This window comes from Enterobacter cloacae complex sp. P6RS (assembly GCF_014982245.1).
In the GTDB taxonomy this organism is placed as follows: Bacteria; Pseudomonadota; Gammaproteobacteria; order Enterobacterales; family Enterobacteriaceae; genus Enterobacter; species Enterobacter bugandensis.
In genome coordinates this window covers 262646-277942 of record NZ_JADCLB010000020.1, presented here as the reverse complement: position 1 = coordinate 277942, position 15297 = coordinate 262646, and the positions used below count along the sequence as shown (strand labels likewise).

General features: G+C 55.4%; 15 protein-coding genes. 9 read left to right on the top strand and 6 right to left on the bottom strand.

What is annotated here, in order from left to right:
- The first annotated feature begins 238 nt into the window (after positions 1-238).
- The 3 genes from zwf (at position 239) to kdgA (ending at position 4441) form a co-directional block, all read left to right on the top strand.
- Complete coding sequence (gene zwf, locus INF73_RS15035; RefSeq protein WP_193540542.1) at positions 239-1714, top strand: glucose-6-phosphate dehydrogenase; 1476 nt, start codon at positions 239-241, stop codon at positions 1712-1714.
- Positions 1715-1948: 234 nt separating this feature from the next.
- On the top strand, positions 1949-3760 hold the full coding sequence (gene edd, locus INF73_RS15030; protein ID WP_041909456.1) for a phosphogluconate dehydratase: 1812 nt from the start codon (positions 1949-1951) through the stop codon (positions 3758-3760).
- Between the two features lie 39 nt (positions 3761-3799).
- Complete coding sequence (kdgA, locus tag INF73_RS15025) at positions 3800-4441, top strand: bifunctional 4-hydroxy-2-oxoglutarate aldolase/2-dehydro-3-deoxy-phosphogluconate aldolase (RefSeq protein WP_014884307.1); 642 nt, start codon at positions 3800-3802, stop codon at positions 4439-4441.
- A gap of 42 nt (positions 4442-4483) precedes the next feature.
- Here kdgA and purT read toward each other — a convergent pair whose 3' ends face one another.
- Positions 4484-5662: a formate-dependent phosphoribosylglycinamide formyltransferase gene (gene purT / locus INF73_RS15020; protein ID WP_193540544.1), complete on the bottom strand. Its 1179-nt coding sequence runs from the start codon at positions 5660-5662 to the stop codon at positions 4484-4486.
- A gap of 170 nt (positions 5663-5832) precedes the next feature.
- Here purT and INF73_RS15015 point away from each other — a divergent pair, with 170 nt between their 5' ends.
- Together INF73_RS15015 and ptrB are read left to right on the top strand one after the other, a co-directional pair.
- Positions 5833-6483, top strand: a complete 651-nt coding sequence (locus INF73_RS15015; RefSeq protein ID WP_045260314.1) for a tellurite resistance TerB family protein — start codon at positions 5833-5835, stop codon at positions 6481-6483.
- Between the two features lie 85 nt (positions 6484-6568).
- The gene (gene ptrB / locus INF73_RS15010; RefSeq protein ID WP_193540546.1) at positions 6569-8629 is read left to right on the top strand and encodes an oligopeptidase B; all 2061 of its coding nucleotides are present in this window, start codon (positions 6569-6571) and stop codon (positions 8627-8629) included.
- On the opposite strand, the gene exoX is transcribed toward ptrB, so the two are convergent.
- The 3 genes from exoX to INF73_RS14995 all read right to left on the bottom strand — a co-directional run bounded on the left by exoX (position 8626) and on the right by INF73_RS14995 (position 10304).
- Positions 8626-9288, bottom strand: a complete 663-nt coding sequence (exoX, locus tag INF73_RS15005; protein ID WP_025756911.1) for an exodeoxyribonuclease X — start codon at positions 9286-9288, stop codon at positions 8626-8628. The genes ptrB and exoX overlap by 4 nt on opposite strands.
- Before the next feature lie 24 nt (positions 9289-9312).
- Positions 9313-9963, bottom strand: coding sequence for a carbon-nitrogen hydrolase family protein (locus INF73_RS15000; protein WP_193540548.1), 651 nt, complete (start codon positions 9961-9963; stop codon positions 9313-9315).
- A 110-nt stretch (positions 9964-10073) separates the two neighbouring features.
- Positions 10074-10304 carry a DNA polymerase III subunit theta gene (locus INF73_RS14995; RefSeq protein WP_013096102.1) on the bottom strand — a complete coding sequence of 77 codons (231 nt, stop codon included), beginning with the start codon at positions 10302-10304 and terminating at the stop codon, positions 10074-10076.
- Between the two features lie 136 nt (positions 10305-10440).
- Here INF73_RS14995 and yobA point away from each other — a divergent pair, with 136 nt between their 5' ends.
- From yobA to INF73_RS14980, 3 genes are read left to right on the top strand one after another with little or no spacing between them, the layout of a single operon-like run.
- A complete protein-coding gene (yobA, locus tag INF73_RS14990) occupies positions 10441-10812 on the top strand; it encodes a CopC domain-containing protein YobA (protein ID WP_193540550.1) in 372 nt (123 codons plus the stop codon).
- Between the two features lies 1 nt (position 10813).
- Positions 10814-11683 (top strand): copper homeostasis membrane protein CopD, encoded by an 870-nt coding sequence (copD, locus tag INF73_RS14985; RefSeq protein ID WP_047364782.1) that lies wholly within the window; start codon positions 10814-10816, stop codon positions 11681-11683.
- 16 nt (positions 11684-11699) lie between these two features.
- Positions 11700-12038, top strand: coding sequence for a YebY family protein (locus INF73_RS14980; RefSeq protein ID WP_028013604.1), 339 nt, complete (start codon positions 11700-11702; stop codon positions 12036-12038).
- Between the two features lie 440 nt (positions 12039-12478).
- On the opposite strand, the gene INF73_RS14975 is transcribed toward INF73_RS14980, so the two are convergent.
- Both INF73_RS14975 and INF73_RS14970 read right to left on the bottom strand, forming a co-directional pair.
- A complete protein-coding gene (locus tag INF73_RS14975; protein WP_028013549.1) occupies positions 12479-13354 on the bottom strand; it encodes a benzoate transporter in 876 nt (291 codons plus the stop codon).
- Positions 13355-13526: 172 nt separating this feature from the next.
- Positions 13527-14468: a VirK/YbjX family protein gene (locus INF73_RS14970; RefSeq protein ID WP_193540552.1), complete on the bottom strand. Its 942-nt coding sequence runs from the start codon at positions 14466-14468 to the stop codon at positions 13527-13529.
- Positions 14469-14636: 168 nt separating this feature from the next.
- Between INF73_RS14970 and pphA the strand changes: the two genes are divergently transcribed.
- Positions 14637-15281, top strand: coding sequence for a protein-serine/threonine phosphatase (pphA, locus tag INF73_RS14965; RefSeq protein WP_193540554.1), 645 nt, complete (start codon positions 14637-14639; stop codon positions 15279-15281).
- Positions 15282-15297 lie beyond the last annotated feature (16 nt).

Here is a 15297-nt window from a genome sequence, read left to right as displayed (position 1 = left end):
TGTTTTTTTTCATTACTTGATCGATGTCGGGTTTTGCTATGACCCTGTTGCGCAAATTATCGACGGCTGTTGCGTCATTACGTCGCCATAATCGGCTGAATGGCGAAAAATCGCCGTATCGCACGAGACGATAAGCGCTAATGGTTTCGGGAATGACGTAAAAGCAGTACAGTGCATTGTAATAAAATTACAACGATACCTGGCATAAGCACCAGGTGATCCAACTGAGGAGAATGACATGGCGGTAACGCAAACAGCCCAGGCATGTGACCTGGTCATTTTCGGCGCGAAAGGCGATCTTGCACGCCGAAAATTGCTGCCTTCCCTGTATCAACTGGAGAAAGCGGGCCAAATTCATCCGGATACGCGTATCCTGGGTGTTGGGCGCGCCGACTGGGACAAGGACGCTTATACCAAAGTCGTCCGCGAGGCGCTCGAAACTTTCATGAAGGAAAAAATTGATGAAAGTTTGTGGGATACCCTCAGCGGTCGTCTCGACTTCTGCAACCTGGACGTGAATGACGTCAGCGCGTTTTCCCGCCTGGGTGCCATGCTGGATCAGAAAAACCGTGTCACCATTAACTATTTCGCCATGCCGCCAAGCACCTTTGGTGCCATCTGCAAAGGTTTGGGCGAAGCCAAACTGAACGCCAAGCCGGCGCGCGTGGTGATGGAAAAGCCGCTCGGGACGTCGCTGGCAACCTCTCGTGAAATTAACGACCAGGTGGGCGAGTTCTTTGAAGAGTGCCAGGTCTACCGTATCGACCACTATCTCGGTAAAGAGACGGTACTGAACCTGCTGGCGCTGCGTTTCGCTAACTCCCTGTTTGTGAATAACTGGGACAACCGCACTATCGACCACGTGGAAATTACCGTGGCGGAAGAGGTGGGGATCGAAGGTCGCTGGGGTTACTTTGACCAGGCCGGCCAGATGCGCGACATGATCCAGAACCACCTGCTGCAAATTCTGTGCATGATTGCCATGTCTCCGCCGTCTGACCTGACGGCTGACAGCATCCGCGATGCCAAAGTGAAAGTGCTGAAGTCGCTGCGCCGCATCGACCGCTCCAACGTGCGCGAGAAGACCGTGCGCGGCCAGTACACCGCCGGGTTTGCGCAAGGCAAAAAAGTACCGGGCTACCTGGAAGAAGAGGGCGCGAACAAGACCAGCAACACCGAGACGTTTGTGGCGATCCGCGTGGATATCGACGACTGGCGCTGGGCGGGCGTGCCGTTCTACCTGCGTACCGGTAAGCGTCTGCCTGCGAAATGTTCCGAAGTGGTTGTCTACTTTAAGAACCCGGAACTGAACCTGTTCAAAGAGTCCTGGCAGGAGCTGCCGCAGAACAAGCTGACCATCCGTCTGCAGCCGGACGAAGGGGTGGACATCCAGATCCTCAACAAAGTGCCGGGCCTGGATCATAAGCACAACCTGCAGACCACCAAGCTGGATCTGAGCTACTCCGAAACCTTCAACCAGACGCACCTTGCGGATGCTTACGAGCGTCTGCTGCTGGAAACCATGCGCGGTATCCAGGCGCTGTTCGTGCGTCGCGACGAAGTGGAAGAGGCGTGGAAATGGGTCGATTCCATCACCGAAGCCTGGGCTGCCGATCAGGATGCGCCAAAACCGTATCAGGCGGGTACCTGGGGGCCTGTGGCGTCGGTGGCGATGATCACCCGCGATGGCCGCTCCTGGAACGAGTTTGAGTAGGATAATCTGCTAGCCCGAAAGTGTTATTTTACCGGTAACATGATCTAACACAGCTAGTGGCACAATTTTTATACTTTTAAGCTCCGCGTGGATTCACCCGCGGGGCTTTTTTTATTACACTGCCGGAAGTGATTTTGCCCCTGAGCTCCGGACAGCAAGCGTTTCAGCGTTGTTAACAACCGCCAGCGACTTTGTAAACTCCCGAGCCCGGACAGATAAATTAAAGGAGCTTTTATGAATCCTGTATTGTTACGCGTAACACAACGCATTATCGAGCGCTCGAAAGAGACCCGTTCGGCCTACCTCGCCCGCATTGAACAGGCGAAAAGCAACACCGTTCACCGCTCCCAGCTGGCCTGCGGTAACCTGGCCCACGGCTTCGCCGCATGCCAGCCCGATGACAAAGCCTCCCTGAAAAGCATGTTGCGTAACAATATCGCTATTATCACGTCCTATAACGATATGCTCTCCGCGCACCAGCCGTATGAGGTCTATCCCAACATCATTCGTAAAGCGCTGCACAGCGTGAACGCGGTGGGGCAGGTGGCGGGGGGCGTCCCGGCCATGTGCGACGGCGTGACGCAGGGGCAGGATGGTATGGAGCTGTCGCTGCTGAGCCGCGAAGTGATTGCGATGTCTGCGGCTGTGGGCCTGTCACACAACATGTTTGATGGCGCGCTGTATCTCGGCGTGTGCGACAAAATCGTCCCGGGACTGGTGATGGCGGCGCTGTCGTTTGGTCATCTGCCTGCGATTTTCGTGCCGTCCGGCCCGATGGCCAGCGGTCTGCCGAATAAAGAAAAAGTGCGTATCCGCCAGCTGTATGCGGAAGGCAAAGCCGATCGTCAGGCGCTGCTGGAAGCCGAAGCCGCTTCCTACCATGCGCCGGGCACCTGTACGTTCTACGGCACGGCCAACACCAACCAGATGGTGGTGGAGTTTATGGGGATGCAGCTTCCGGGCTCGTCCTTCATCCAGCCGGACGCGCCGCTGCGCCAGGCGCTGACCGAGGCCGCGGCCCGTCAGGTGACGCGCCTGACAGGAAACGGCAATGAATGGATGCCGATGGGCAAAATGGTCGACGAAAAAGTGATCGTCAACGGTATCGTCGCCCTGCTGGCGACCGGCGGTTCAACTAACCACACCATGCACCTGGTGGCCATGGCGCGCGCGGCGGGTATCCTGATTAACTGGGATGACTTCTCCGACATCTCCTCCGTGGTACCGCTGATGGCGCGTCTGTACCCGAACGGTCCGGCGGACATCAACCACTTCCAGGCCGCGGGCGGCGTGCCGCTGCTGATGCGCGAGCTGCTGAAAGGCGGTCTGCTGCATGAAGACGTGAACACCGTAGCCGGATTTGGTCTGCAGCGCTACACCCAGGAGCCGTGGCTGAACAACGGCGAGCTGGACTGGCGCGACGGGGCGACCGCGTCTCTTGATCCGCAGGTGATTGCCACTATCGACAAACCGTTCTCCCACCACGGCGGTACCAAAGTGCTGAGCGGCAACCTTGGCCGCGCGGTGATGAAAACCTCTGCCGTGCCGGAAGAGAACCAGGTTATCGAGGCCCCGGCGGTAGTGTTTGAAAGCCAGCACGACGTGTTGCCTGCCTTCGACGCCGGTCTGCTGGATAAAGACTGCGTGGTGGTCGTGCGTCATCAGGGGCCAAAAGCGAACGGCATGCCAGAATTACATAAACTTATGCCACCACTTGGTGTATTATTGGACCGCCGTTTCAAAATTGCGTTAGTGACCGATGGCCGCCTGTCAGGCGCATCCGGCAAAGTGCCTTCCGCCATCCACGTCACGCCTGAAGCCTACGACGGCGGCTTGCTGGCGAAAGTGCGCGACGGCGACATGATCCGCGTGAACGGCCAGACTGGCGAGTTAACCCTGCTGGTGGATGACGCGGAGCTGGCGGCACGTCAGCCTCATATTCCTGACCTGAGCGCATCGCGCGTGGGGACCGGACGCGAAATGTTCAGCGCGCTGCGTGAGAAGCTCTCCGGTGCGGAGCAGGGCGCAACCTGTATTACGTTTTAAGACGACTTGATTTTAACGATCTGGCGAGAGAGAACTCTGATGAAAAACTGGAAAACAAGTGCAGAAGCAATCCTGACCACTGGCCCTGTCGTGCCGGTTATCGTGGTAAACAAGCTGGAGCACGCTGTGCCAATGGCGAAAGCGCTGGTTGCGGGCGGCGTTCGCGTTCTGGAAGTGACCCTGCGTACCGCCTGCGCGATGGACGCCATCCGCGCCATCGCTAAAGAAGTGCCGGACGCCATCATCGGTGCGGGTACCGTTCTCAACGCGCAGCAGCTGGCGGAAGTGACCGAAGCCGGTGCACAGTTTGCCATCAGCCCGGGTCTGACCGAGCCGCTGCTGAAGGCCGCGACCGAAGGCACTATTCCCTTGATCCCGGGCATCAGCACCGTTTCTGAACTGATGCTGGGCATGGACTACGGTCTGAAAGAGTTCAAATTCTTCCCGGCGGAAGCGAACGGCGGCACCAAAGCGCTGCAGGCAATTGCGGGTCCCTTCTCTCAGGTACGCTTCTGCCCGACGGGCGGTATCTCCCCGGCTAACTACCGCGACTACCTGGCGCTGAAAAGCGTGCTGTGCATCGGCGGCTCATGGCTGGTTCCGGCGGATGCGCTGGAAGCGGGCGACTGGGATCGCATCACGAAACTGGCTCGTGAAGCGGTTGAAGGCGCGAAGCAGTAAGCCATATGCAGCATGAAAAACGGGCCTTTCGGCCCGTTTTTTTTATCCTGCTACCTGAACGTTCGCAGCCGCCGCTTTTGCTCTTGCTACGGCCTCGTCAACGTTATCCCCGGTGGCTAACGCCACGCCCAGACGACGCGTACCGTCGATCTCCGGCTTGCCGAACAGACGGACCTGCAGGCCTGCGCCCACCGCGCCTTCGACGTTATCAAACGTCACATTCTGGCTGGTCAGCTGCGGAAGGATCACCGCCGACGCCGCCGGGCCGTACTGGCGGATGCCGCCAACCGGCAGGCCGAGGAAGGCGCGCACGTGCAGGGCGAACTCCGAGAGATCCTGCGAAATGAGCGTGACCATACCGGTGTCGTGCGGGCGAGGGGAGACTTCGCTGAAGATCACTTCGTCACCGCAGACGAACAGCTCCACGCCGAACAGGCCATAACCGCCCAGAGCCAGAACGGTTTTACGGGCAATCTCCCGGGCACGCTCCAGCGCCAGGTTGCTCATCTGCTGCGGCTGCCAGGATTCACGATAATCGCCATCTTCCTGACGGTGACCGATTGGGTCGCAGAAATGGACGCCGTCCACGGCACTGACGGTGAGCAGAGTGATTTCGAAATCAAACTTCACCACGCCTTCGACGATCGCGCGACCGGCACCGGCACGGCCACCCTGTTGCGCATAATCCCACGCGCTGTCCAGCGTGCTGCTGTCGCGAATAAAGCTCTGACCTTTCCCGGAAGAGCTCATCACCGGCTTAATGATGCACGGGTAGCCAATCTCTTCAACGGCCTGCAGGAATGCGGCTTTGTCACCCGCGAAACGGTAGCTTGAAGTAGGCAGTCCCAGCTCCTCCGCCGCCAGGCGGCGAATGCCTTCACGGTTCATGGTCAGCTTTGCCGCTTTGGCGCAGGGCACCACGCGCTGGCCTTCCTGCTCAAGGGCGATCAGCGTATCGGTTGCGATAGCTTCAATTTCCGGCACGACAAAATCCGGTTTCTCCCGTGCAATGAGCGTACGCAGGGCATCACCGTCCAGCATGTTAATCACATAAGAACGATGGGCGACGTGCATGGCGGGCGCGTCGGCGTAGCGGTCTACGGCAATCACCTCCACCCCTAAACGCTGACACTCAATGGCGACTTCTTTACCCAGTTCCCCCGATCCCAACAGCATTACGCGCGTCGCCGCAGGTCGCAGCGCGGTTCCTAAACGAGTCATAACATTCCCCCTGAAAAAGATGCGCGCAGTATAAACGAAAACGTTTGCGTCTGTCTTGCGCACGGCAAAAGGGCAGACCAGAAATTTGCGCTTCTTTAGGCTTGATGGACATTTCCTGACGCCTGCTCGCTTACGCTGGAGACCATGTTAACCGTTAAGCGAGGGAAACCATGTCAGGCTGGTTAAATCAACTGCAATCCATGCTAGGGCAGAAAACGTCTGGTTCCGGCGAGCAGGGGCTGAGCAAACTGCTGGTACCGGGGGCGCTCGGTGGGCTGGCAGGGCTGCTGGTTGCCAATAAATCCTCACGCAAGCTGCTGGCGAAGTACGGTACCGGCGCGCTGCTGGCCGGGGGCGGCGCTATCGCCGGCACCGTGCTGTGGAACAAATACAAGGACAGGGTGCGAGCGGCGCACCGCGATGAACCTCACTATGGGGAGCATACTTCTCCGCTGGATCTGCGCACGGAGCGGCTCATCCTTGCGCTGGTGTTTGCCGCCAAAAGCGACGGGCATATTGATGATAATGAAAGAGCGGCTATCGAACAGCAGCTGCGCGAGGCGGGTGTTGAAGAACAGGGCAGAACGCTGGTGGCGCAGGCCATTGAACAGCCGCTCGATCCGCAGCGTCTGGCACTGAGCGTGAAAAATGAGGAAGAGGCGCTGGAACTCTATTTTCTCAGCTGTGCCGCCATAGATATCGATCACTTTATGGAGCGTAGCTACCTTAACGCCCTCGGCGACGCGCTGAAGATCCCTCAGGACGTGCGCGAGGGGATAGAAAAAGATATCGGGGAACAAAAACAGGCGCTACAGGGCTAACTCGCGCCCCCGTGGTCATGTTTCGCTTGCATCATGCGCGGGTTTTGCCAACCTTATAGGGTGTAAAACTTAAAAGAATGATGACATGCCACCGAAAGCCCGACGTACTCCTTATGCGATCGTCACGCATGGCGATACGCGCATAGACAACTATTACTGGCTGCGGGACGATTCGCGTTCCCGGCCAGAGGTGCTCGACTACCTGCACGAGGAAAACGACTATGGCCGCAGGGTCATGGCCAGCCAGCAGGCGCTGCAGGACCAGCTGCTGAACGAAATGGTGCAGCGTATTCCCCAGCGCGACATCTCCGCGCCCTGGACCAAAAACGGCTATCGCTATCGCCATATCTATGAGCCGGGCAACGAGTATCCCATCTATCAACGACAGTCGGTATTAAGCGCCGAGTGGGATGAATGGGACATTCTGCTGGATGCGAACCAGCGCGCTGCCCACAGCGAGTTTTATACCCTGGGCGGTATGTCCATCTCCCCGGACAACACCATCATGGCGCTGGCGGAGGATTATCTCTCCCGGCGCCAGTACGGCCTGCGTTTTCGCAATCTGGAAACTGGCAACTGGTATCCGGAAATGCTGGAAAACGTCTCCCCGGATTTTGTCTGGGCGAACGATTCCGAGACGGTCTACTACGTTAAAAAGCACGCCTCCACGCTGCTGCCTTATCAGGTGTGGCGCCATACCGTAGGCACGGACTCAGCCGATGACGAGCTGGTCTATGAAGAGAAAGACGAAACGTTTTATGTCAGCCTGCATAAAACCTCCTCGCGCCACTATGTGATTATCTACCTCGCCAGCGCCACCACCTCGGAAGTGCTGCTCCTGGATGCCGAACTGCCTGATGCCCAGCCGCTCTGTTTCCTGCCGCGCCGCAAGGATCACGAGTACAGCCTGGATCACTTCCAGCACAGCTTTTATCTGCGTTCGAATCGTGAAGGCAAGAACTTTGGTCTGTACAAAACCAAGGTGCGCGACGAGCGCAAGTGGGAGGTGCTCATTCCCGCGCGGGATCAGGTGATGCTGGAAGGGTTCACGCTGTTTACCGACTGGCTGGTGGTTGAGGAGCGCCAGCGGGGGCTGACCAGTATCCGGCAGATCAACCGTAAAACGCGTGAGGTGATAGGGATTGCGTTCGACGATCCGGCCTACGTCACGTGGATCGGCTTTAATCCGGAACCTGAATCTTCCCGGCTGCGCTACGGCTACTCGTCCATGACCACGCCGGATACGCTCTTCGAGCTGGATATGGATACCGGACAGCGCCAGGTGCTCAAGCAAACCGAAGTGAAGGGCTTTGATTCCGACAATTACCGCAGCGAACACCTGTGGGTCACCGCGCGCGATGGCGTGGAGGTGCCGGTTTCGCTCGTTTATCACAAGGCGCATTTCCAGAAGGGTAAAAATCCGATCCTGGTCTACGGCTACGGCTCCTATGGCTCCAGCATGGATGCTGACTTCAGCAGCAGCAGATTAAGCCTGCTCGACCGCGGCTTTGTTTTCGCCATTGCCCATATTCGCGGCGGCGGCGAGCTGGGGCAGCACTGGTATGAAGACGGGAAATTCCTGAAAAAGAAAAACACCTTCAACGACTATCTTGACGTCTGCGATGCGCTGATTGAGCAAGGCTATGGCGATCCTCAGCTTTGCTTCGGCATGGGCGGCAGCGCGGGGGGGATGCTGATGGGGGCGGTCATCAATCAGCGGCCCGATCGCTTTAAGGGCATTGTTGCGCAGGTCCCGTTTGTCGATGTGGTTACCACTATGCTCGATGAGTCCATCCCTTTGACGACCGGGGAGTTTGAGGAGTGGGGCAACCCGCAGGATGAAACCTATTATCGCTATATGAAAGAGTACAGCCCGTATGACAACGTGGAAGCGAAAGCGTACCCGCACATGCTGGTGACGACCGGTTTGCACGATTCACAGGTGCAATACTGGGAACCGGCAAAATGGGTAGCAAAGCTGCGGGAGCTGAAAACCGATGACAACCTGCTGCTGCTCTGTACCGATATGGACTCCGGGCACGGAGGGAAATCGGGTCGATTCAAATCCTACGAAGGGGTGGCCCTGGAGTATACCTTTTTGATAGGCCTGGCGCAGGATACGTTGCCAGGCCGTGTGCAGCGTTAAGCTTCGCCCAGATAGTGTTTCAGGGTTAAGCGCAGTTCCGGGCTCATTTTGTCGAGGTTGTTATACAGCCAGCGCAGATAGCCCGGATCTTTATCCGCAATATCCGATACCGCTCTCCCGCGGTATTTGCCGAAGGTGAACGTCGTCAGCAGCGCAGGGCGTCCGGTGATCGTTGCCATATCATCCGGCGTCCAGCCCGATGTGTTCATAATATCTATGAGCAGCGCGGCGGTGATATAGCAGTCATACAGGGCGCGGTGATGGTGCAGCCCTTCAGGGGTTCTGACGCTGAGCTTGCGGGATTTATACAGCGCCATATTGCTGTATTTGATCCCTGGCCAGAGGCGACGCGCCAGCTTCATGGTACAAATCCACTCCCCGGGCATTTCGGGGAGTACCCGACGGTCAAAGCTGGCGTTGTGGGCAACGTACCATGGGCTGCCGTAGTAGTGCGGGATAACGTCTTCTATCCAGGGTTTATCCGCCACCATTGATTCTGTAATGCGATGGATAGCCATGGCCTGTGGGCTAATAGGGCGATCGGGACGCACCAGATGGCTCATCGGGTTGACGATTTTTCCATCAACCACGTCGACCGAGGCCACTTCCACAATTCCGCCCTGAAGATCGCAAGTTTCGGTATCAATGACGCGCAGCATGAAAATCTCCTGAGCTTAAAACGCTTAGCCTAAAGGAATGATATCGCCTTGCCAACCCTGTCCGCTGCGCGTGCCGGTCAACAGGAGCTCACCCTTATCTGCCCGAACGATCAGCTGGCCTTTTTCATCCCATAACGCGCTGCCCGCGCCGGCATTTGCCATTAACACCGCGATAGCATACCTGTGCGCAAAACGCTGCAGGGTATTGATGGACTGTCGCCAGCGGTAATCCCTCACCGACTGGCAGCTGGTGAAGAGTGTTGCCTGCGGATCAAGATTCGGGGAATCGCTTTGCCCATCGATAATCGCGAGCTGTTTATCACCCGGCACCAGGCTGGCGCCGCTCCCCTGAGGGTAACGCAGAATACGATCGCGAGAGGGGGTAAACAGCGCAAGGCCTTTCTGGCGCTGACCGTTTCGTTCAACGGGAAGCCCTGCAATGAGGGTAATGCGGTAAAAATGCGCGGCGTCAAGCAACGGCTGTAGTCGATCGTCTTCGGGCGGGAGCGGTAATGCCGTCGCGCCCGGGCCGGTTAATGAGAGTTCCGGGAAAACCAGCAAATCGCACTGATGCTGTGCTGCTTCGGCAATAAAGTTGAGATGGTGCGCAATATGGTCATCTACGCTGTGATGCTGCCCGCCATACTGGGCTGCCGCAATATTCCAATGTGACATCGTGACTTCCTTATACACAGAGTCGCAGGGATTAAAGAGTACACCTAATTTAATCAGGGTTATCTTATCCTGCCAGATTCCGCGTAAGGAAGTGTAACGAGTCGTTAAGCTTATTTAACTTTCGGCTCGTACGGCAAGCGGGAGAGGTTGACCGAGGCGAGACGGTGGGCAATTAACCTTTCGCGAAACCAGTCACGCAGATGGGCGGGCTGTTCTCGCTCCACCACTTCAGCCACGATGGGCATGTTGTAACGCTCTTTAAAGGCGACGCCAGCGGCAGCGAGATCGACATTCACTTTATCCATCTCGTCCTGAGGAAGGGCGGCCAGATTGATCTTCATTACCTTCTCCTTATTTTGCGGCGGCAACGTTACCGCGATTGCGCGACGATGACAAGCAGAGCGGGATGATCCTCGACTCGTTTATTATACAGCGTTATTCTTTAGCTTACAGACATAACAAAAAGGAATGATTGTGATGGGTTTATTCACTTCCCGCGCGGTATGCGCACTGGTTTTTTTGGCCTCAACGGTAATCTCACCCTCCGTGCTGGCGCATGCGCATCTTGAGCAGCAGAGCCCGGCAGCGGACAGCCAGGTGGCGTCACCGCAGGTGCTGACGCTGAATTTCTCCGAAGGTATCGAGCCCGGATTTAGCGGCGTCGTGGTGACGGATGCGCAAAAGCAGGTGATCAAAACCGGTACCGCCACGCGAGACGAAAAGAACAAAGCACAGCTGACCGTTCCGCTGGAACAGACGCTGGCGCCGGGGGCTTACCGGGTGGACTGGCACGTGGTTTCCGTCGACGGCCATAAAACCAAAGGCAGCTATCGCTTCAGCGTGAAATAGCATGCTGGGACTGTTATACGTAGGATTGCGCTTTATCCATTTTGCGGCGCTAATGCTCGTTTTTGGCAACGCGCTTTACAGCGTCTGGTTTGCGCCTTCCGGGCTGCACCGCCTGATGGCCCGGCGTTTCCAGCTCCAGCAGAGAGTGGCGTCCATCGTCAGCCTGACCGCTGCGATCCTGATGTTTATGCTTCAGGGCGGCTTAATGGGCAACGGCTGGGGCGATGTGTTTAACCCGCAAATCTGGAACAGCGTGCTGGGAACGCGGTTTGGTGGCGTCTGGTTGTGGCAAATTATCCTCGCTGCCATCACCGTTGTCGTCGCGTGGCTCGCGCCGCTGAAAGGCTCGCGCCTGCTGCTGCTCGCCATGGGCCAGCTTATCCTGCTGGCAGGGGTAGGGCACGCGGCGATGAGCGACGGCCCGATGGGGGCGATACAGCGACTCAATCATGCTGTTCACCTGCTGTGTGCCGCAACCTGGGTGGGTGGATTGCTGCCGCTGCTGTTTTGCATGCGTCTGGCGAAAGGACGCTGGCAGAACGCGGCCATCTATACCATGATGCGTTTCTCGCGCGTGGGGCATTATGCCGTCGCAGGCGTGCTGCTCACCGGCGTAGTGAATGCGCTGTTGATTCTGGGCATTCATATTCCCTGGCAGGCTGGCTACGTGCAGTTTTTGTTGTTCAAATGTGCTCTCGTGGCGTTGATGGTGGCAATTGCGCTGGCAAATCGGTATTTTCTGGTGCCACGGTTCCGTCCGGATTCCGGGCGCGCACAACAGATGTTTATCAGGATGACACAGGCAGAGGTGGTGCTGGGCGCGCTGGTTCTGGCAACGGTCAGTCTGTTTGCTACCTGGGAACCCTTCTGACAAGGTTAACTATTAAATGAAAAAGACAGTACTTTCTCTCTTATTGCTGGCCTGCGCGGGAAGCGCTCTGGCGGCACCGCAGGTAATCACCGTAAGCCGCTTTGAAGTGGGCAAAGACAAATGGGCCTTTAATCGCGAAGAGGTGATGCTGACCTGCCGTCCGGGCCATGCGCTGTATGCGATCAACCCGAGCACGCTGGTCCAGTACCCGCTCAACGATACCGCTGAGCAGCAGGTCGCCAGTGGCAAGAGCAGCGGTCAGCCAGTCAGCGTGATTCAGATTGATGACCCGGCCAACCCGGGGCAGAAGATGAGCCTGGCACCGTTTATCGAGCGCGCTGACAAGCTCTGCTGACGTTCAGGTTTCCAATAAAAAAACCGCAGATGCTCGCCAAAGCACTGCGGTTTTTCACTTTTAATGATGCTCTGACGCTTTTTTTCAGGCCACTTTTGCTGTGGACTGGAAAACCTGGCGTCGTCATCTATTCTTAAAAGGCAAGGCGACTTAGCCTGCATTAATGCCAACTTTTAGCGCACGGCTCTCTCCCAAGAGCCATTTCCCTGGACCGAATACAGGAATCGTATTCGGTCTCTTTTTATCTCTATGTTTCTCAAAAGGTTTTTTGGTTATGGACCGAAAACCCCGAGAATGGCTGGACAGTTCCCTATCCTTACTAAACCATAACATACTCAGGACCGCGTACGTCCAGGGTTTTTTGGCATCTTTGTTAAAAAATTGTGGCCGGGCGATCGCTGTGGAATCTTCGTCGGTGAAGTAAAGGCCCGGTCTGATAGTTAAATAATGAATTCCCTGAATTTATCTTTGTTGTTAACGATATACTCGGGGAAACTGTCTGCCGACAGCTCTTGCCTGATTAACTTCCTGTCTCGTCCCCAGATATCTTCGGCGTTTTTTATCACCTTCATGATATGTTCCGGGTTATTGAACTCAGGCAGATCGTATTCCGTGTGGGAGATGGTGGACATTTTTTCAGAGATGCGTTCAGGGGTCATAACCCATGAGAAATGCCAGCCACTATTTTCAATGATGCGATTGTTAAGTTTGAACCAATTCCATTTAAGCCAGGACCAGTTTTTGACGCTTCTGGTGCGTTTAAGATTTCTGAACGACTCAGGCTCGCCGCCAAAAAAATGAACGAGGTTTTTATATTTTGTGGCTCTCGGCAGTTTACATTTTCTTGGGGTGTTATCTGTATTAAAAACCTGCAGATTAAACTGATAATTATAAAAGTTTTGATAAAGCGTTGTGCAGAGTTTATTCGCGTTGATAGAGCCGATAACCTGTGGTGAAAAAATCTCGTCCACATCGGAAATTAAAATCAAATCATCATCTTTAGCACTTTTGAGGCCCTGCATGATGGCATTTCTCTGCGCGGCTTCATTCGCCCATGCATCCACCACCAGACCGTCCTGATGCTGATCGCCGCCGTCAGAGGCTTTCATGAGAGGTGTTTCATCATGCACAACATAAATAATTTTATCTTTAAAAGGACCGTATTTATTTATGTCAAAGTGAAGCTGCCGCTTTTTGCCGGTAAAGGTATGCGTTGACTCAACAATAACGAAGCGATCAACAACGCCTGCTAGCGTATTCAGCCTGATATCAAGAAGCATATCTTCATCGTAATACAAGAAGCAGTCGTAAATCATCATTAAAGTCCTTAAATTTGCGTCTACACTGCGCTTTTCCAACGCATTCGCTATTTTCATTTCGCGCAATGCTAACTGAGCACCCCTGGCATATGCAAGAGTGCTCTGCTTTATCATTCCTTTCTCAAACCAAGTGCATTCTCTGTGCTGAGAGCGAAAACGCTTGTAGCGATTAGAAATGGGACTTAACGGACGCCTCAATTTCATCAAGCAGTTCAAAGCGACGACGGTATTCAGCGCGTTTTTTACTGGCTATCTCGTCGAGGGATTTGCGCTCCATCTGCAGCGGCAGCTGCCAGCAGAAGGCGGAAAGTTTTTTTCCACCCAAAGAATCCCAGAATTCGTCATAGCTGGCGTGGAAATGACGGCCTTTGCTGAGGCGATAGCGCAGCGCGCGGAAAACGTGTCCTTCATCGCTGACGGCAAAAATGGCCCGAACAGATGACTGCGCTGCCAGCTGGAAAAGTACCTCCATCAGCACGCGCTTGGGAAACAGGCCATGGCAGGCGCGAGTTGCCAGTTTAATGGCATCTCGTGACACGCATCGACGGGGTCCCTGAAGTCCGCCAATGACCATAACGGGCTGGCCATTGCTGCGGGCGACGCTAAAGGTCAGGCTGGCCAGAAGCGTATCCTCGTTGTCGCGCAGCCAGAGCGTGCTCTCACCTTCACGCTCGGCTTTGCCGGCTGAGGACGCATTAACCGTGTAGGTCACGCCTTCTTTGACATGGAACTGCGCAATAGGTTGTTCCTGCGCGCCGGTCATAGCCTGGGCAAGACGGCTCTCCTTCAGGCGATCGATCCAGTAGTAATGGTTAACGATAGCGTCGGCGCGATCGTTTGCCGTCAGACCGCGCATCAGGTACTGCCGATGTGTCTTGCTGGGCAACGTAATTTGCGATGTCAGCAGTTTGTCGAAATCGTCACGGCCAGAGAGGGCTTCCAGCATGCGATGGGTGGAAGACCAAAAGAGCAGGGAACGTAAAAGGAACTTCATTCGGTAGTCGCGTTTCCGCCAGATTGGCCCCGGGACGCGTTTGCCGTTCACCAGCTCGGAAATAATATTCGTGCGATGCGGATAGAAAACATCGTTATGTAGCTGTGTATTAGACACGTGAAGACCTCTCGTATTTATTTCCCCTTATTCTAAGGAGCCAGTAAAAAGGGATTAAGAGCGCGCGGATCTTTATTTCTCTTTGGTTTACCGTTTGTTTTACTTTGTAAGGGCAGCGCTGATCTTCTTGCGCTTTAGACGGCGGCTATACTGTTAAAGGGAGGCCTTATGTATCAGCGAATAGAAGGTGGAAAGTGGCGTCACGTATGGGTTGTCAGCGACATACACGGCTGTTACCAGAGGCTCATGGAGGAACTGAAACGCCGTCATTTCAATCCTTATGAGGATTTACTTATTTCCGTTGGCGATCTGATCGATCGTGGTCCGGACAGCGTGAAATCATTGCAGCTCATCAATGAGAAATGGTTTCGAGCAGTGCGGGGCAATCATGAGCAAATGGCAATAGATAGCCTGGATAATAATGATTTTGCGCTCTGGACATTGAATGGCGGAATGTGGTTTTCGCGGCTTGAGCATGAGGAGCAGCAGCGGGCGCGCTCGTTACTTAACGCATGTCGTGCGTTACCGCATATTATCGAAATTACTTGCGCGAACGGGTTGAACGTTATTGCTCATGCTGATTACCCGGCGGAGGAATACCGCTGGGAAAAACCGGTAAGCGCCCAGCGCGTGTTATGGGATCGCGACCGCCTGATGGGGTTTATGGTGGGCAAAGGGCAGGGAATTAGCGGGGCGGATCATTTCTGGTTCGGCCATACGCCCGTCGATAGACGCTATGATTTTTCAAACCTGCACTATATTGATACCGGTGCGGTTTTTGACGGGTACTTCACGCTGGCACAACTGCAGTAATAAATAACCCGCCTTC